This window comes from Paenarthrobacter sp. NPDC090520 (assembly GCF_044769205.1).
Lineage (GTDB): Bacteria > Actinomycetota > Actinomycetes > Actinomycetales > Micrococcaceae > Arthrobacter.
The window spans coordinates 1-18,113 of sequence record NZ_JBIVXM010000024.1; the positions used below are offsets into that span (position 1 = coordinate 1).

The 18,113-nt window shown below is 61.2% G+C and carries 17 protein-coding genes; 10 read left to right on the top strand and 7 right to left on the bottom strand.

Annotated elements, in window-relative coordinates; all coding sequences use genetic code 11:
• Positions 1-97 precede the first annotated feature (97 nt).
• From ACIQTZ_RS20910 to ACIQTZ_RS20925, 4 genes are all read left to right on the top strand, one after another.
• A complete protein-coding gene (locus ACIQTZ_RS20910) occupies positions 98-745 on the top strand; it encodes an amino acid ABC transporter permease (RefSeq protein WP_402983629.1) in 648 nt (215 codons plus the stop codon).
• Entirely contained in the window at positions 745-1,407 is a 663-nt protein-coding gene (locus ACIQTZ_RS20915; RefSeq protein ID WP_402983633.1) for an amino acid ABC transporter permease, read from the top strand. Before ACIQTZ_RS20910 ends, ACIQTZ_RS20915 begins: the two co-directional genes overlap by 1 nt.
• Positions 1,408-1,476: 69 nt before the next feature.
• A complete protein-coding gene (locus ACIQTZ_RS20920; protein WP_402983635.1) occupies positions 1,477-2,343 on the top strand; it encodes a substrate-binding periplasmic protein in 867 nt (288 codons plus the stop codon).
• 221 nt (positions 2,344-2,564) lie between these two features.
• Positions 2,565-3,449, top strand: coding sequence for a shikimate dehydrogenase (locus ACIQTZ_RS20925; RefSeq protein WP_402983638.1), 885 nt, complete (start codon positions 2,565-2,567; stop codon positions 3,447-3,449).
• 187 nt (positions 3,450-3,636) lie between these two features.
• Here ACIQTZ_RS20925 and ACIQTZ_RS20930 read toward each other — a convergent pair whose 3' ends face one another.
• Positions 3,637-4,017 (bottom strand): RidA family protein, encoded by a 381-nt coding sequence (locus tag ACIQTZ_RS20930; RefSeq protein WP_402983641.1) that lies wholly within the window; start codon positions 4,015-4,017, stop codon positions 3,637-3,639.
• A 357-nt stretch (positions 4,018-4,374) separates the two neighbouring features.
• Between ACIQTZ_RS20930 and ACIQTZ_RS20935 the strand changes: the two genes are divergently transcribed.
• Both ACIQTZ_RS20935 and ACIQTZ_RS20940 read left to right on the top strand, forming a co-directional pair.
• Positions 4,375-4,980 carry a short chain dehydrogenase gene (locus ACIQTZ_RS20935; RefSeq protein ID WP_402983644.1) on the top strand — a complete coding sequence of 202 codons (606 nt, stop codon included), beginning with the start codon at positions 4,375-4,377 and terminating at the stop codon, positions 4,978-4,980.
• Between the two features lie 332 nt (positions 4,981-5,312).
• On the top strand, positions 5,313-6,089 hold the full coding sequence (locus ACIQTZ_RS20940) for an SDR family NAD(P)-dependent oxidoreductase (protein ID WP_402983646.1): 777 nt from the start codon (positions 5,313-5,315) through the stop codon (positions 6,087-6,089).
• 367 nt (positions 6,090-6,456) lie between these two features.
• Here ACIQTZ_RS20940 and ACIQTZ_RS20945 read toward each other — a convergent pair whose 3' ends face one another.
• Positions 6,457-7,212 (bottom strand): SDR family NAD(P)-dependent oxidoreductase, encoded by a 756-nt coding sequence (locus tag ACIQTZ_RS20945; protein WP_402983649.1) that lies wholly within the window; start codon positions 7,210-7,212, stop codon positions 6,457-6,459.
• A 19-nt stretch (positions 7,213-7,231) separates the two neighbouring features.
• A complete protein-coding gene (locus ACIQTZ_RS20950; RefSeq protein WP_402983652.1) occupies positions 7,232-8,542 on the bottom strand; it encodes a flavin-containing monooxygenase in 1,311 nt (436 codons plus the stop codon).
• A 273-nt stretch (positions 8,543-8,815) separates the two neighbouring features.
• On the opposite strand from ACIQTZ_RS20950, the gene ACIQTZ_RS20955 reads away from it, so the two are divergent.
• The 3 genes from ACIQTZ_RS20955 to ACIQTZ_RS20965 all read left to right on the top strand — a co-directional run bounded on the left by ACIQTZ_RS20955 (position 8,816) and on the right by ACIQTZ_RS20965 (position 12,365).
• A complete protein-coding gene (locus ACIQTZ_RS20955; protein ID WP_402983655.1) occupies positions 8,816-9,727 on the top strand; it encodes a LysR family transcriptional regulator in 912 nt (303 codons plus the stop codon).
• Between the two features lie 213 nt (positions 9,728-9,940).
• Positions 9,941-11,059 (top strand): Gfo/Idh/MocA family protein, encoded by a 1,119-nt coding sequence (locus tag ACIQTZ_RS20960; RefSeq protein WP_402983658.1) that lies wholly within the window; start codon positions 9,941-9,943, stop codon positions 11,057-11,059.
• A gap of 340 nt (positions 11,060-11,399) precedes the next feature.
• On the top strand, positions 11,400-12,365 hold the full coding sequence (locus ACIQTZ_RS20965; RefSeq protein ID WP_402983661.1) for an Ldh family oxidoreductase: 966 nt from the start codon (positions 11,400-11,402) through the stop codon (positions 12,363-12,365).
• Positions 12,366-13,189: 824 nt separating this feature from the next.
• Here the strand turns inward: ACIQTZ_RS20965 and ACIQTZ_RS20970 are convergent.
• From ACIQTZ_RS20970 to ACIQTZ_RS20985, 4 genes are all read right to left on the bottom strand, one after another.
• Positions 13,190-13,846, bottom strand: coding sequence for a TetR/AcrR family transcriptional regulator (locus ACIQTZ_RS20970; protein WP_402983664.1), 657 nt, complete (start codon positions 13,844-13,846; stop codon positions 13,190-13,192).
• Between the two features lie 22 nt (positions 13,847-13,868).
• Positions 13,869-14,708: an NADPH-dependent oxidoreductase gene (locus tag ACIQTZ_RS20975; protein WP_402983667.1), complete on the bottom strand. Its 840-nt coding sequence runs from the start codon at positions 14,706-14,708 to the stop codon at positions 13,869-13,871.
• A 731-nt stretch (positions 14,709-15,439) separates the two neighbouring features.
• On the bottom strand, positions 15,440-15,808 hold the full coding sequence (locus ACIQTZ_RS20980; RefSeq protein ID WP_402983670.1) for a type II toxin-antitoxin system death-on-curing family toxin: 369 nt from the start codon (positions 15,806-15,808) through the stop codon (positions 15,440-15,442).
• A complete protein-coding gene (locus ACIQTZ_RS20985; RefSeq protein WP_223941739.1) occupies positions 15,805-16,011 on the bottom strand; it encodes a ribbon-helix-helix protein, CopG family in 207 nt (68 codons plus the stop codon). The genes ACIQTZ_RS20980 and ACIQTZ_RS20985 overlap by 4 nt, the downstream gene beginning before the upstream one ends.
• Before the next feature lie 468 nt (positions 16,012-16,479).
• On the opposite strand from ACIQTZ_RS20985, the gene ACIQTZ_RS20990 reads away from it, so the two are divergent.
• Positions 16,480-17,742, top strand: a complete 1,263-nt coding sequence (locus ACIQTZ_RS20990; protein ID WP_402983674.1) for an IS110 family transposase — start codon at positions 16,480-16,482, stop codon at positions 17,740-17,742.
• Positions 17,743-18,113 lie beyond the last annotated feature (371 nt).

The following is an 18,113-nucleotide window of genomic DNA, read 5'->3' on the forward strand; positions in this document are numbered from 1 at the left end:
GGGGTCCTGGAAATCGGGCCCAGCGAACAAGTCATGTCCGCCCCGCAGAACGAGCGGACCCGGCAGTTCCTCAAAGCCGTCCTGGACCGGTAACCCCATGATCATGCAACTGTTGGCCCAGATCTCCCAGGGCGTCGGGCTCACGCTCTACGTCACCGGCGCTTCCCTGCTCTTCGGCGGGCTCATCGGCCTCGTCCTGGTCGGAGCGGCCCGTTCCCCGTTCGGGATCATCCGCACCATTGCGTCCCTGTACATCAATATCGTCCGGGTCATCCCTCCGATCACCTGGCTGTTCCTGATCTACTTTGGCCTCCCGCAGTTCGCGCTGCGCTTGTCGACGATCCAGGCAGCGATCATCGGGTTCTCCATCATCGCTTCGGCGTTCATGGCGGAAATCTACCGTTCCGGGCTGTTGTCCATCCCGGACGGGCAACGGGAAGCGGCTCACGCCCTTGGCATGAGCAGCGTCACCACTGTCGCCCATGTCATAACCCCGCAAGCGTTCCGGGTCGCGTTGCCCGCGATCGCGACCTACGGCATCGGCCTGCTGAAAGACTCGGCCCTGGCCTCCACCATCGGTGTCCGGGAAATCACCTATTACGCCCAACAAGGTGCCAAACAGACCCACGAAGGGCTGCTCTCCTTCGTCGTCGCCGGCGCCCTGTACATCATCATCAGCCTCGTCGTTGCGCTCATCGCCCGCAGGGTGGACCTGAAACTGCGCAGAAAGATCGGAGTAGCGTGATGGACCTGATCACCCAATGGCTCTCCTGGATGCCCAACCTCACCCCAGGACTCGGAGTCAGCCTGCAACTCACCGGACTCTCGCTCCTTTTCGGTTTCCCCTTCGGGCTCCTACTGGCCGTCATGGCCGAAGCGAAACTTGCGCCACTGCAATGGATCAGCTTCCTCTTCGTTGAGGTCGGCCGCGGCCTGCCCGCCCTGGTCCTGCTCTACCTGCTCTACTTCTCCCTCCCCGACGCCGGGATCACCCTGACCTCCCTGACCACCGCGGTCATCGCCTTGTCCTGGAACGCGGGTGCTTACGCCTCCGAATACTTCCGCGCAGGCATCGCCTCGGTACCCCTCGGACAAAAGGAGGCCGCACTGACCTCCGGGCTGCGGGGCTGGACCGGGTTCCGGCTCATTATTCTTCCCCAAGCCCTCCGGATCTCCACACCGCCTTTGGCTGGGCTCGCCGTCATGATGTTCCAGGGCAGCGCCCTCGCGTTCGTCATCGCCGTCCCTGAACTGATGTCCAAAGCCTTCGAAATCGGCTCCATCACTTTCCAGTACCTCTCCGTCTACGTACTCACGGCAGTGATCTATGGATCCATCACTCTGGTCTTCCTCGGACTCGTCAAGATCGTGGAATGGCGGCTCGGCCGCCACCTGCAACGCAACTGATCAACCCCCTGTTGTTATCCGTTCATCCCTGGGCGTCTTGCCCATCACTCCCATAAAGAAAGAGAAATCATGTCGCGAATTCCCCGCAATCTCGTGCGCGCCCTTTCCGCTGGCACCGCCGCCGGCCTGGTCGCACTCAGCCTCGCCGCCTGTGGTGGAGGTTCATCCGCGACCGGCTCATCCGACTGCACGCCCGCACATCAAGACATCAAGACCGTCACCGAAGGTGAGCTCACGGTGGCGAGCTACGACTTCGCGCCGATCACCGTTCCCCAGGGCGATAGTTTCACTGGCATTGAGGGTGAGCTGATCACCGAAATTGCCAAGCTGGAATGCCTCAAGCTGAACGTGAGCACCTCCGGCGGTGCCGGGGCTGTCATCTCATCGGTTCAGTCAGGCCGGGCTGACATCGGTTCAGGTAACTGGCTGCGTACCAAGGCCCGAATGAAGGTTGTCTACATGAGCACCCCGCTGTGGTCCGATCCGAACGCCATCGTCTCGACCAAGGGTCTCACCAGCGACCAACTGCAGGGCAAGAAGGTCGCTTCAGTTGCCGGCAACCTCTACAACGACAGCCTGCAGAAGTGGCTTGGGGACGATTTCAAGATCTACCAGGACGAAGAATCCGTCTACGCTGATCTTAAAGCCGGCCGCATTGACGCCTTGGTGGCATCCGCAGCATCGGCAAACTACCGGTTCAAGAGCGCACCCATTGAGGGAGCAACTGTCATCAACGTGACGCCGAACGCCAACGTCCCGGAGTTCGCCGCCGTCGGACAGGTCATGCTGCCCTCCAGCCTTAATAACGACGCTTTTGGCAAAGCCATCGACGAAGACATCAAGAAGCTCCGCGAGAACGGAACCATCAAGAAGATTCTCGAGAAGTACGGAATCGACCCCTCCGTCGGCGAGCCCGGCGCACCCACCGAGCTCTAACCAGAACCTGGTCCTACTGCAGGGCGACGCTGGACGACACGTCCATCGTCGCCCTGCGGCGCGAGCGGACAAAGGAACCACCCCTGCGGGAGCCGACGCCAGTGGACCAAGCAATGAAGCAGCAACGGCACGTAATCTGGCGGTCTCACGAGCAGAAGCGCTGGAGGCGGTAACCGTCCGCTGACCGAACTACCCAAGTTACTGCCAGGAGGGGAACAACTATGAGTACAAAGGACGAGTCTTTTTTGATTGGTGTGATAGGCGAGGGCGTCATGCCGTCCCTGTCACCCGCCATGCACGAGCGGGAGGCGGACCATCTGGGTTTGCGCTACCTTTACCGACCTATCGACTTGCATGAACTTGGGTTGCCCGGCGCTGCAGTCGGCGATCTCCTGACAGCGGCGCGCCAGATGGGCTTCAACGGGGTGGCTGTGACGCATCCCTGTAAACAGCAGGTGCTGCAGTACCTGGACCAGGTCTCCGACGATGCCCGTCAATTTGGTGCCGTAAACACCGTACTTATCCAGGATGGTCGATACATCGGGCACAACACCGATTTTTCCGGATTCACCGCAGCCTTGGCAGAAGGCCTCCCAGGGGCACGCTTGGAGCACGTCGTGCAGTTGGGTGCCGGCGGTGCGGGATCCGCCGTCGCGTTTGCTCTGCTGGCCGCTGGGGTCAAAAGGCTGGACTTGATGGGAAGGAACCCGGCCCGTTTCAGTGAACTCGTTAGCCAGTTGTCGGAACTGTTCCCAGATGCAGCTGTTACGGCCCGGTCGATGGAAGACCTCTGTGACGTGATGCCCCTTGCCGATGGCCTGGTGAACACGACACCGGTCGGCATGGCCGCTCATCCAGGCGTTCCGCTGGACATTTCCCTTGTCCAACCCAGCCACTGGGTAGCAGACATCGTCTATCGCCCGCTCGAAACGCAGCTGGTACAGGAAGCGCGCGCCAAAGGCTGCCGTGTGCTCGATGGCGGTCGAATGGCCGTACGTCAGGCGGCAGACGCATTCAGCCTCTTTACGGGGCGCGACGCCGACGCCTCCCGTATGCGGGAACACTTCCTTGAGTTGATTGCGGCTGAAAACAGCGTAGCCAGCTAAGCGAAGCTGATACGGGGCACGAGACTGTTGCCTGAGCCCAAAGAGCGGGTTTGGCATCCGCGGCCAAAACTTGAACGGTCAACAGCAGATTCTCCGTCGAGTACGCCGTCCTCAGACGCGAGAAACGCCGCCGGGCAACTCGTTCAGAGTTTACCGGCGGCGTTCTGGCAGGAATGCGCTCCTTGGCTCAGTCTTTGGCGAAAGCGACCATGGATGCCTCCAGCACGGCGCCCGGAGCCAAGACTGCCTGCACCAGAACCCGCGCGGGCCGCACATCCCCAAAGAACGCCGCATACTCTTTGTTGATCTCGTCGTAGTCGTCCAGCGACCTGACGAAGATGTCCACCTTTGCGACTGTTTCCTTGCTCCCGCCTCCTGCTTCGACGATCGCGAGCAGATTGTCGAGTACAAGTCTGGTGCTCTCCCGAACACCGGTCAGCAGTTCGTTTGTCTCGGGATGCAAGGCGATTTGCCCTGACGTGAAAATGATGTCGCCACCGCGTCTGCCGTGAGAGTAGGGACCGGAAGCCTGAGAGGCGTGGGGGGTAAAGAGGGTTTGGACGGTCATTGTCTTCTTCCTGATTATCTGGATGTGTGTCTGGGTGTCATCATGGTCGCTCCGGGCCCAACACCATGGGCGGGTATCCAACTATATTGTTGGATAACAACGGAGTTGTATGACAACATAGCAGAACCCATCAAAGACTAGGGAATACACGCGAGGGGTGTCAAGGTTTGATCGAGAACGCTGACATAACTATCACTGAGGGCTACGGCGAGTGGTTTCCGGCTCGCCTCGGGGCCGTCAATTATCCCTAGATGATCGCCACTATCTCGGATAAGATGTCTAATAAAGTATGAGATGTCTGATACGGCGATAACCTCCGTCGCATTCCCGGGGGGCAGGACGGATTGAGGAAACAGAATGACTGTATTGATCATCGGCGCAGGCGGGCAGATAGGTTCGGCCGCCGAGGTGGCACTCGGGAGTCATCATGAAATCGTCGGCGTCGGGAGGAACACCAACCCGGCAGTGGACACAACTGATTCCGACTCGATACGCGCTCTCTTCGAGACTGTGGGGCAGGTCGACGCCGTCGTCGTTGCGACAGCGGCCGGAACGCTCCCGTTTCGGCCGGTCACTGAACTCACCGCAGATGACTACCGTGAGGCATTCGAAGGAAAGGTGTTGTCACAGCTCGATGTTGTGCGGATTGGGGTCGCCTTTGTAAAGGACGGGGGGTCTTTCACGCTTACAAGCGGAATCACGGCCCGCGAGCCAGTCCCACACGGTGCTGCGGCGGCGCTCGCCAATGGTGCTTTGGAATCGTTCGTGATTTCTGCAGCCACGGAGCTACCGCGTGGCATTCGGATCAACATCGTCTCGCCGACTGTCCTTGAAGGCAGCGAGGAGTTCTACGACGCATTCCCAGGCTTCAATCACATTTCTCCCGCCGCCGTAGGCCGGGCCTTCCTGAAATCGGTTGATGGTGTGCAGACTGGTCAGATTTACGCGCTGGATGGAATCTAAGGAACCGAGCTTAATCGAGCCATCCTTCGGCAAGGGCAAAACCCCATCACTTTTAGAGAGATAAGACTCATGGAGCTTCGGATGATAGACGACTGGACCACTCTGCCGGGAGTGCTCGTCGAGATGAGACGCGCTGGCCGGGCCATCGTCTTTGGTCGCGTCGACACAGTGACTGACGACGGGAGCATTCTATGGCTGCAGCGCAGCGGGAACAGAGACCGAAGGCTCTTTGAGAAGGCTGAACTTTTCGAAGCATGGGCAGTAGACCACAGCACCGTCAGTGTTTCGAGAGACTTTGCCAAGCATTGACGATGCGCTCAGACATTTTGACCATGACCAACCAGCGGCCCGATACCCAGGAATGGCAAGGAATGCTGGCCGGTAAAACAGTGCTGGTGACGGGGGCATCACGTGGCATCGGCAGAGCCACCGCCAAAGTCCTGCATCGCGAAGGGGCTCATGTTGTCCTACATTACGGAAACGACGAGGAATCCGTAAACGCCACTGCAGTTGAGCTTGGTAAGCGAGTGTCCGTCGTTCAAGGCGACCTTCGCGACGCTGCGGACCGTGCGCGGGTCTGGGCTGAGGCGGCGGGATGGCGCAACCGGGTGGACGTCCTTGTGAACAACGCGGGAGCGTGGCTCAGGTCCGATATCACCCACGCTGGCGCATGGACACAAAGCTGGGCTGACAATTACGAGCTGAATCTCTTGGCCCCGGCCGATCTTTGCCGCTCGGCCATCCTCGCCTTCCGCAAGCGCGGCGGCGGTGTGATTGTGAATGTCACGGCCCGTTCAGCACACCAAGGAGACGACGCCGACCACCTCGCCTATGGGGCCGCGAAGGGTGGGCTACTGGCTCTCACCAAAGGGATTGCCCGTGGTTATGCGTCTGAGAACGTTCTCGCCTACGCCGTGTCACCAGGATGGGTGGCCACCGACATGGCGGGTGATCTTGCCATCGACCCCGTTTTGCTTGAAAGCCTCCCACTGGGCGAAATCACACCGCCAGAGGATGTAGCCGAAGTCATCGCGTTCCTCGCCTCTGGCCGTTCCCGGCACAGCACCGGTGCAACCATAGACGTCACCGGTGCCGACTACGTCCGCTGAGGGCGCTCAGGGGCGTGGCGTGTGCGGCGCGGGTCCCGGACTTCGCCAAGCACCCTCCAGATGAAATCCACTAGGACAGGCACAGAAAGAACTCCAATGTCCAAGAAGTACTATGTCGCGATGTCGCTTCTCTTCACTGGAGGAGTCGTCTGCTCGGTTCTGTCGACTAGCGTGCTCCTGCTAACGATTGGACTCTGCCTTGCGATTCTCGGTTCTGCAGGGATTTCAGCAGCCTTCGTGACCTACCAGGCGAAAACTGCCAAAGAAGACCATGAGTGCGATGGGCGCCGCTTGCCTTGGTACTAGCCGGTGGGTACTGCTGGCCCGCCGCCAACGAGCGGCGGGCCAGCAGTATCGCTCATGACAGCTAGCGGGCGGTGTATCCGCCGTCGACGGTGATTTCAGTGCCGGTGATGAAGCTGGCGTCGTTGGAGGCGAGGAAGGCGACGACGCCGGAGATTTCTTCGAGGTTGGCGCGACGGCGGAACGGGGTATCGGGGACTACTCCGCCTTCGGGGTCGGCTTCGGTCATGGGTGAGTTCACCCCGCCGGGGCAGAGGGAGTTGACGCGGATGCCGTAGGGGGCGAATTCGAGGGCGGCGGTTTTGGTCAGGCCGATGAGGCCGGCTTTGCTGGCGCAGTAGGCGCCGTTGTTGATGGCTCCGACCGGTCCGAAGATCGAGGCGGTGTTAATGATCGATGCGCCTTTCTGCCGGCGGAGCAGGGGCAATGCGGCCTGCATACCCAGGAGAGGGCCGGTGAGGTTGACCTGCAGGATCCGCTGCCAGCGTTCCTGGGTTTCTTCTTCCAGGGGGACTTCGTGGATGATGCCGGCGTTGTTGACGAGGATGTCGAGCTGTCCGAACTCCTGCTCGATTTCGCCGATCACGCGGGTCCAGTTTTCTGCGTCGCCTACGTCGAGGCGGGTGTAGCGGACGGTGTGGCCCTCGTTTTCCAGGGTTGCTGCGAGTTCCTTGCCTTCGACGTCGAGGATGTCCGCTGCGATGACGCGGGCGCCTTCGGAGGCCAGGCGGCGGACGTGGGCTGCGCCTTGTCCGCGTGAGCCGCCGGTAACGAGGGCTACTTTTCCGGTAAGGCGCTGGGTGAGGTCTGTGGTGGTCATGGTGTTCCTTTTCTTTTTGTCAGGCGTTGATGGTGTGTGTGGTGGTTTCTTGGGTGCGGGCGGGTAGCTTGCCCCATGAGGTGAGGATGCGTTGGGTGTCGTTCATTTGGGTTTCCCATTCGACGCGGACGATGTCGATGCGGTCGTCGGGTTCCTGGAAGGCGGCGAGGTAGGCTTCGATGCCTGCCCCGGTTTCTCCTGCTTGTTCGTGGAGTTCGATCATTTTGATGGCGAGTTTGGTTTGGACGGCGTAGACGGGGATTTGTGGTCCGCGGGGTGCGCAGAGGCCGATGAGGTAGAGCTTGTCCAGGCCGACGGGGACGATGCCGCCGCCGTAGCGCAGCGGTGTATTGCGGCTGCGGGTGATGAGGTTTTCGTTGAGGAAGGGCAGGGAGGCGTGGAAGCCGGTGGCCCAGAGGATGGTGTCGTAGTCCTTGGTGGTGCCGTCGGTGAAGTGGACGGTTTTGCCGTTGAAGCGTTCGATGCCGGGGACGATGCGGATGCGGCCGTGGTGGATCCAGTAGAAGAGCAGGTCGTTGACGACGACGCGGCCTTCGGCGAGGGCCCGGTATTTGGGTTCGGGCATGCCGGGGTAGTTGTGCCATTCGCCGAGGGAGAGTTTGCCCATGAGCCGGTTGATGAGGTCTTGTTCTTCGGGGCGGAACTGGGCCAGGAAGTCCAGTTGCTGGCGTGGTTTGCCGAAGTAGGTTTTGGGTTGGAAGAGGGTGCCTTCGCGGATGACGATGTCCGCGTCGATGCGGTTTTGGGCGACGTCTACGGCGAGGTCGCAGCCGGAGTTCCCGGCGCCGACCACCAGGACGCGGTCCCCGTCAAGGTCTTTCGTGTTCCGGTAGGAGCCGGAGTGGATTTGTTTGCCGGTGTAGGTTCCGGGGAAGGTGGGGATTTTCTGGTCCCAGAGGTGGCCGTTGGCGACCAGCACGCCGTCGTAGTCGATGCTTTCGCCGGTGTCCAGGGTCACGGTCCAGCCGGCGGAACCGACGGCACCGGGGGTGGGGATCGGGGTCACGGATTCGACGGCGGTGTTGAACCGGATGATCTCGTAGTGGCCCTTGGCGCGGGCGTAGGACTCCAGGTAGGCCCGGACCTGGTCCCGGCGGGGGAAGTGGGGGTAATCGGCGGGCATCGGGAAGTTCTCGATGCCGGTCATGTCCCGTGCGGTGATCAGATGCAGGGCGTCGTAATCGGTGTGCCAATGCCCGCCCACACGGCCGGACTTCTCAAAGCAATCCACCTCGTAGCCAGCCATGCGCAGCTGCTCAAGAGCGGAGATACCGGCAGCACCGGCACCAATGACACAATAGCGGCTCATACAGCACGTCCTTTCGATAGTGAGTGTTTTGTCGCGTGTTTGGAGCAGGGCGGGTTCCACGCCCTGCTTACTGTGATGACAAAGCCGTCGTTGATCCGGGTCTAGGCCCGGATCCTCTCGCCGTATCCATAGGCGGGCTCTTCAGAATGAGATCATCTAAACAAATCACCCTTGAGTTGTACAAGCCCTTTTTGCTAAGTTGTATGAATTGTTGTCATGAGTTGTGCGCCCATCGCGGATGGGTGCGTTTCGCGGAAGCAAGGGAGGCGCTTGGTGACGATCCTTCAGATGAACTACTTCCTGGCAGCCACTGCTGCGGGGTCCTTGACGCAGGCGGCCGAAGATTTGGGCGTCGCGCAGCCGACGGTTTCGGAACAGATCCGCAAGCTGGAACATACGCTTGGAGTTTCGTTGTTCACGCGGGCGAAGCAGGGCCTGACATTGACTGAGGCGGGTCAGCGGTTTCTACCGCATGCGAGGCGGGTGGTGAAGGAGTACGGGGAGGCCATGGCGTCGATGTCCGGAATAAGGGATGGAACTGAAGGCACTGTGTCTTTCGGCATGTTCAACAGTGGCCAGTATGTTCTTTCCGGGTTGGTCCCGGCCTTCCGAAGGCTGTATCCGAACCTCAACGTTCGCGTGATCGGGGCGAACTCGGCGCAGGTTGCAAAGATGGTGCGAAATTCCGAACTGGAGGCCGGTGTCGTTGCTTTGCCGATTGATGCACGGGGCCTGAGCATCGGGGAGGTTTTGTGGTCCTGTGAGGCGACGTACTTCCATGCAGAGCCCGCGTTCACAGCGACTCCGGTTTCGGTGGAGGAGTTGGCTTGCCGGCCCTTGGTTCTGGCCGAGTCCGGCTGGGCTGAGTTGGATCCTACCCGGCGGCAGCTCAACGATCGGGCGCAGAAGCTCGGCGTGACCCTGACTCCTGAAATTGAAGTCGAGGCGCCATCCGCTGCCCTTGAGGTCGCCGCTGCGGGAATGGCGGGGGCCATCGTATCGGCACCAGTGGCCCAAGCTTTGGGTTACTCCAGGACGCTGCACTCAGTGAGCCTTGACCCGCCACTGATCGAGACGTTCGCAATCGTGACCCGCGATCCCGAGGCTCTGTCTCCCGGCACGCGAGCAATGATTGCCTGCGTCCAGGAACACATGGGCAAGCTGCACAGCGAGCACGTGCCCTAGGCGCCCCGACTTTCGACTATTGGTCGCTGTGCCTATCTTGTACGCATCGATGTGCCATGATGGCTTCCAAGTTGTTGTCATACGTGAGAAGATGTGGGACATATATCTACTGTTGCTGGTGACCTCCTTGGGGTCGCTCGTGACAGTTCAGGTAACTAGCCGGGGACCGACTCCGGCGCCCCAGCATTCTTCGACCCGTTTAGGAGACCACTTATGAGCCAACCGATCCGTGTAGGGATTGTGGGTTGCGGCAACATCGCAGACAACCACTTCAAGTCGTACTCCGACATCCCCGGCGTCCAGGTGGTGGGCGTCGTCGACGTCGACCTGGCCCGGGCCGAAAGCTTTGCAGCTGAACGCGCCATCGCCCATGCAGTCGATTCCCTGGGCGCCCTCATTGGACTGGGGGTTGATGCGATCAGCGTCTGTACGCCGCACCCCACCCATGAGGCTGTGGTTACCGAGGCCGCCCAGGCTGGCGTCCATATTCTCTGTGAGAAACCCATAGCTACTGACCTCGACGCCGCCGAACGAATGGTGGAGGCCGCCGAGAGCGCTGGGGTCATTTTCGGCGTCGTCTATCAACGCCGGTACTGGCCCGGCGCCCAAGCGCTGCGGACAGCCATTGACGACGGACGCCTGGGCCGGCCCATGCTCGGACACTGCCACGTCCTCCTGCATCGCGGACTCGACTACTACAACAGTGCATCCTGGCGGGGTACCTGGGCGGCGGACGGCGGAGGGGTTCTCATGACGCAAGCCATCCACTACATCGACCTGCTGCAGTGGTACATGGGGGAGCCCGTTGAGGTCAGCGCGAAAGCGGGCACCTTTGTGTACACAGAAACCATTGAGGTCGAAGATACCGCCGCTGCCCTCATAACCTTTGCTTCCGGCGCCGTCGCCACCCTCGCCGCAACAGTGACAGCATCACCGAGCCTCGGCGGGCGGATCACGATCACCGGCGATAATGGAGCCACTGTCAACGTCACTGAATACCCCGAGGGCGCCGACGCCGTCAACGACCTGTGGGCCATCCGGGGAGAAGAGCGCACCATTGATCTCTTCCCGAATGGAGTCCAGGACGACATACCCGTAGCCGATATCAACGCCAGGCTCGCGCCGCTTCACAAGCTACAGGTGGAAGATTTCGTTGGGGCAATACGTGAGGGACGCGCGCCCAGCGTCAGCGGACGTGAAGCGATGAAATCACTGCAAATTATCACCGCCATTTATGAGTCCGCGCGGACCGGCCTCCCTGTGCGAATTGCCAGCGCGAGTGACGAACCCATTGGTTTCAGCCACCTCGAGAGGGCTGAACTCGCTCGATAAAGGCAATTTATCAACGATTAGATGTAATCGTGTCCCTTTGTTGCCAGAGTAACGAAGGGGCACGATGACGGCTCGTACATGCGGCGTCGAATCCGGCTGATGAAGAGCGAGGCCCCGGTTGCCGGCCTGGCCCAGGAACGCCATGCCATGTCCCCGTCGTGGGGCCAAAGTGGCAGTACCCTCCGCCGCTCGTCGTGGCGGAGACTTTTCACGTCCTAATCGAGACTTAACGACGTGATCAGCTGCATCGAATCCGTGGTCGCAACGCGACGATTCCACCGTGATATTTGAGAGGTATGACATGCCATCTGGCTCTTCTCCCCTTGATGGGCGTCAGGCCTTGACTGAAACATGGGACGATTTGCGGCGGATCTGCGAATCCGCGATCCGAGGCGCGGGAGGTAACGAGGCGACGGTATCTGCCCTGGTGGATGCCGCCATCTTCGCTGAGCGCAACAATCAATCTTCCGTCGGCATTGCCCATCTGATCGACCACCTGGACAGCATCCGGGCGGGACGCCTCAACCCCAGCCCACGCCCCATCATCGAGACCCGCACGCCGATGTCCCTCGTTGCAAGCGCGGACGCCGGCGCTATGCAGGTCACGTTCGCGATGGCACGGCGCCAGCTCGCCAAGGCAGCACGTGACTTCGGCATCGCAGTGCTCTCGGTGAGGGATGGTTACACAGCAGGAGGGTTGGCGTTCTACACCAACGCGATGGCAGAGGAAGGCTTCGTTGCACTGGCCGCGTCCAACTCGCCTGCGCTGATGAGCCTGTATGGAAGCAGCACGGCAGCAACCGGCACCAACCCGCTATCTTTCGCGCTGCCCGGGCTGCCTCGGCCACGGGTATTCGATCAGGCAGCTAGCGAGGTCGCCTGGGTGCAAGTCCGGGAAGCCGCCCAACGCGGAGACAGCATCCCCTTGCACTGGGCCAACGATGCCCATGGCCACCCGACCCAGGATCCTCACCAGGCGCTGAAGGGGACCATGTCGCCGTCGGGCGGCATCAAAGGCGCCAACATCGCATTGATGGTGGAAATGCTCTCGGTTCTCAGCGGCGCAAACTTCTCGACTGACGCGCCACAGGCTCACAGCGGCTATCACTCGCCACGCGTTGGCCTATGGCTCATGGTGCTCGACCCGTCGGTATTCGATCCTGACTTTGTTCGCCGGGTCGACGCTCACTTCAGTGAGCTCAGACCAACGATCGGGCACGACTTCGGACGTAGACAGGCCTGGCGCGACATTCCGAATATTTCTCCTGCTCTCTTGGGCAGCCTCTGCGCGGAACCCAGAGGATGATCATCGCGACCACCGTGAGCATCTCGCCCCCGGAGCCCCAGACCGCCCCACCAGCTGCTGGCATAGTCCGCGCGGCAAGATCACGGGATGCCCCCGGCTCCTGCTGTGTGCGGGATGAGCTTCTCCGTTTGTCAACGACATCCGCATGGCCGCAAACATCCGCCAGTAGTGTGCCGGACCCTAGCGACTGACACTTCTGGCGGCCGAGATTTCACGCCAAGTCTCGCTACGGTTGAAGTCTTCCCAACCCTTGAGCAATTTATGGACATCAGCACTGATCGGGGCTTGATCGACCAACTCCGCACCACGGCCCATGACGTCAAGCTAGTTTGGCCAGCCTCAAGGGGTAAGAGGAATAGACCGGCCGCTTGGCATCGGTGCCTTCGATGGTGGAGAAGCGTCAAGGTCGCCGCAGGCCGCTCAAGCCTGCGATTAACATGATCTAGCTGGAGCAGCACTTCCTGGGCGCCTCAGGGGTCGGCTGGCCTTCGGGAAATGCTACCCCATGCCATGCCGTGCCGATCCGGGCGAGTTCTGAAGACGTGGGTGCCGACCGGCTCGGGCAAGGTGTAGCCAGCATCCCGGGCGTAACCCTCAAGGGCGCCGTCGGCATAGGGTCGGGGCTTCTTCGATGGAAAAACCAAGTCGGCTGTTCCATCTTGCAGGGGCGCCGAGGATACGGACATCTGCAGTCCAGTAAGCGTCGACCGACTTGATGACGCGATCAGCCAGATCCATGTTCTTCTGACAAGCTAACCATCGTTTAATGCGCGATTCTCTCGTCTAATGCCGCCTCGTCCGGAAGTCCGATATCCGCGATTCCGTCAAGCTGGGGGAGAGGGTCGCAGCATGACATTGCGGCTTGGTTGTGTCAGTTCGTGGTGCTGGTCGTCGGCGAGAGTTGATTCGAGCCCGCGGATGATGGTGTTGACGGCGAAGTCGGTTGCGGATGCTTGGCTGTAGCGGGAGTGAACGATCGATGCTGTGTAGGCTGGCAGTGTTTCGCGGATGCCGGCGGACATTGCCGGCACCGGAAGCCCCTGCGCGATGCCCATTGCCTGGAACTCCACGAGTGCAATCACCAGGCGCAGCTGTTCCGCGCGGAATCCGCCGGTGAGCAGCGCGGCGAAGACTGGTTCGTAGACCGAGATTGATCGCTCGTCTGTGACGGTGGTGGCAAAGATCAGCGGGAGGATTTTCCGGTGGCGCGCGTAGAGCATGGTGAGCTGTCGCAGTAGCGCCTCGACGGCCACCTGCCAGTTCTGGCCCGGCTCGGCCGGAGTCATCTGCTTGAGCATTTGCAGCCGCGCGAGGTCGATAACCTCGCTGCGCCCGCTGACGTGGGTGTAAAGCGATGAGGGTGCCACGCCCAGGTGTCGGGCGAGCTGAACCATTTGGATGTCACCGGTGTCTTCGACGAGTTGCAAAGCGGCGTTTGCGATCGCCGTGGATGATAGCAGTGGGTTTTTGGGTCGTGGCATGCCCTTATCTTCTCCTATCGGTTCAGCGGAGCTGGTAGCCGCGTTCTTGCAGTGTTTGGCGGAGATTCTCGCGGCCGTCCATATAGGGCAGCCCTGTTCCGACGACAACAGCGTCCGCCCAGGTTTTGTCGCGGAGCCCGTACTCGGCGCGGAAGTCCTTGAATACCTCTTCGTACTCCTCGACCCATTCGTGTGAAGGCTGCGGCTGGTACTTTTCATGGTGCAGGACAACACTTTGGGCGGGTCGGGGGCGCAGGGCAGCCGGACGGTGAGGGTCAGGCTTTCCCACGGCCATACCGAACACGACGTAGGCGTAGGCTGGCAGGCCGATGAGGTCAGCAAGTTCCTGGGAATGGTTTCGGAGCGATCCGAGGTAGACGCCTCCGAGACCTATCGCTTCAGCGGCGACCAGCCCGTTCTGCCCGGCCAGGGCCGCGTCGAGGGAAGCCATGAGGAACGCATCGACGTACTCGACCACTTCGGGCACTGCACCCTTCGAGGTGACGAGGTCGTGGTTCCTGGACATGTCTGCCACCCACAGAAGGATAGTTGGAGCCTCGCTCACGAAGTCGTATCCACCTCCGCGCATGCTTGCACTGTGGGTCAGGCGAGCCAGCTCGGCTTTCATTGTTGGATCGGAGATGGCCACGACGCTCCACTGGTGCAGGTTTGAGGATGTCGAAGCCGACTGCGCCGCGGCGACGATCGTCTCGAGGGCGCCATCGGGCAGTGGCTCGTCGAGGAAGGAGCGAACCGAGCGATGCGAGATCAGCGCTTCGATCTGTTCGTTCCAGATGATGTTCTCCGGCGTGCTCTGACGTCCGTATCGAGCCTGAAGAAGCTCATTGCGATTGATGCTCATGTGTACTGCCCTTTTCTATACCGAATTAGATTCGGTTAACGGAACGAAGGCTGTCCCGTTTGTATTCCCGGTTTTACTGGGGGCGCGGATCCAGAGACGGGCGGATCCAACAGCATCCGCGGCACGAAAGGCGAAAGACGCTCACAACAACCATGAAGCCGTCAAACGCGGAGCACCGGCGGGCGGCAAACCGCTGCTTCAGGGGTCGGCCGAATCGCGCAAAGCGCAACTGACATATTCGTCCGAGGGTGGGATATCCGTTCTCAATGCGGTTCTCCAGCACCACGTGGGAACTGACAGATTGGAGCATCTCCGTAGATCAGCGGGGCGCTCGTAAGAACGCCTCGCTGAAGCACCCGCTAGCCAGAGCCAGGCAATCTTGGACTGGCAACTTAACTGAGAATCGTGCCGACTCAGTCATCTGACACGTCCAGTGCTTCTTCGGCGTTGAAGTCACGCGTGCTGTTGATACGGCGGGCGGGGTGCATGCGGCCGAAGCGCCAAGTGGCGAGGTTGTCGCGGGGTTCCGCCGCGGGCGAATGGTCGGGAGTCTGCTGGGCGCCTCTGACAGATTTCCGGAGATCCAATGCCGAATCCAGCTCAAAGTGAGATTACGATCGCGCGGCTTCAACTCAGTGTGTGATTGCCGGCAAGGCCGGGATTGGCACGGGAGTGGCCGCTGAAGAGTCCCTTGTCCAATGGGCTCTGCTGCGTGCCCCGGGACGGAACAGCTAGCGTTGCAGCAGATGCCGGGTTATTTCGGTGGCTGAGTCCTTCAGCGGGATGGTGCCTTTGGCGACTCCGACGACGAGCTCGAAGCCCTCATAGGTGGTGAAGTCGTGTCTGTAGCCGTTGATCCAGAGCAGCAGCACCATGAGCGTCCACGCTGTGCGCTTGTTCCCATCGACGAGTGGGTGAAACCTCGCGACAGATTCCAACAGAGCGGCTGCCTTGAGAGGGAGTTCCGGATAGGCTTCAGTGCCCATGACGGCTGTTGCAGGCCGTGCCAATGCAGATGCGAGGAGGCCTACGTCACGGATGTGGAAGCCGTACCGGTCAACAACCTGGAGGGCGTCCTCGATGTCAAGGTAGGCGGTCACGCGTCTTCAAGACGCGTCAGCAGCTCAGCGTCGTGGCTCATGACGAAATCGAGGCCCTCGCTGATTTCACGGCGACGCGCATGGCGTTGGAGGACCAGTTCAGCGCCCTGCAACAGTAAGGCGGACTTGGACGTGTGCTCCTCGGCAGCCAGTTTCTCCAAACGCCGATCGAGGTCCTCGGGAACACGAAGATTCATAGCCATGACCCAATGGTACCAAAGCGGTACCCCTTGGGGTTTCGGGGGAAAGTCATGTGGCAAGGGTTCTGGTCATCCATGAAAGGGCGAAAGGAGGTGAAACGATGAAGGCTTCTTGTCCGCATATGGGCTGCGAAGTTCCAGTCCGCCATACTCCCCGTTCAGGCTTCGGCGGGATGTCTAGTGCGTCATCAGGGGCGACCGAGCGGCCTTGGTCGACGGGCAAAAAGGAAGTGTGGACAGTAATGATGGAATTGGTTGTGTCGCGGCGTGGCTCTACGTGTGGTTGACGCCCTGTGAGGGGTTTGTCTTGACATTGATCTGTCCGCCGCGACACGACTCGCAGTAAACGCGGCGGCCAGGTGGACATGACCTTATAGGAGCCTGTTCGGAAGAGTCCCGTTACTGTCTTGTCTGCCCACCGGGCCGGCGTGCCCTTTTCTCATTGCATGCAAAGGTCAGGGCAGTTTCATCATGGCAAAGGAACATCTGAAAGTCATCGCCGGGATCGACACCCACGCCGGTACTCACCACGTCGCCCTCATCACCGACACCGGCAGGCATCTGGCCGATAGGGAGTTCCCTGCCGCGGGGTCCGGCTACCAGGGCATCATCGAGTTCATCGCAGAGTTCGGTCCGGTCCTCGCCGCGGGCGTGGAAGGGACCGGCAGCTATGGTGCCGAACTCTCACGCGTACTCGTCGGCGAGGGCATTCACGTCGTGGAAGTGATGCGCCCGAACCGGCAGGCCCGCCGGCTGCAGGGAAAATCCGACCCGCTCGACGCCTATCAGGCTGCCGAATCGGTATTGTCCGGCCGCGCCGGCGCCACCCCGAAATCCCGGGACGGAGCCGTGGAATCGTTGAGGGTACTGCGCGCCGAGCGCGCCACCGCAATGCGCGCCCGGGTCGCCGTGATGGCCCAGGTCAAGGCGATCCTGGTGACTGCACCGGAAACGATCCGCGCCAGATACCGGGCCATGACCAGTCCCGCTTTGATGGCCGCGCTGGAAAAGACCCGGCCCGCCGGACCGGCCTCCGATCCACTCACCAGCACCGCGACAGTGCTCAAACGCCTCGCCGTCCGCTACCGGCACCTGCACCAGGAACTGGCACTGATCGACGCCGAACTCGACGCCATCCTCGCCCTCCACGCACCGATGCTCCGCGATCTACAGGGCGTGGGCACCGACGTCGCCAGCCAGCTCCTCGTAACGGTGGGAGACAACCCCGAACGCGTGAGCTCCGAAGCGAAGTTCGCCGCACTGGTCGGCGTCGCCCCGATCCCCGCATCATCGGGAAAGACCTCCCGGCACCGGCTCAGCCGCGGCGGCGACCGGCAGGCCAATAAAGCCATCCACCGCGTGGTCCTCGTGCGGATGAGGTACGACCGCAGGACCAGGGCCTACGTGGTCAGACGACGCCAGGAAGGCAAGAGCACCAAGGAAATCATGCGCTGCCTCAAGCGCTACGTCGCCCGCGAAATCTACGACCAACTCCTCCACCCCCAACCGGGACCCAACGCCGGAACACTCCGGACGGTACGCACGACCAAGCAGCTCACCCTTCAGCAAGCCGCCGACGCCCTCCACGTCTGGCCCACCGCACTGTCCCGCCTCGAACGCGGACTCACCCACGACAACGACTTCCACCAACGCTACGAAACCTGGCTCAACTGCCAGTCCCCTGCAACCGTGCACATACCGGATCCCGGGTTGGCCCGCGTGCTGCCTGCCTGACCATGGCCGCGCAAGCCCCGGGGTCAAGGGCGTCCACGTGGCTCAACAACCGTTGACAACAATAGGAGCATCAATGTCCACACTTCCCGCCCCGGACTGGCCCGTACAGCAGCCGGACCGGCCCGGATTCCGCAGGTTTCCGCGGGATCCCAGCAATAACAAGGCCGGGAATCGCGTTCGAGTCCCACCTCGGGCACGGCATAACCCCTCGTCAGAGAGGTCTTTGCTTTCCGGCCCCTCGTTCAGGTTTCAACCCGAGCGAAGTGGCTGGGCTCGTGGCGGCACTGAAAGAGGCTGGCCGGAAAATCAGCCTCGCTATGGGCTCGGGACTGCACCGGTGAGCGGCCAGTAAGCGTACGGCCCCAATATTG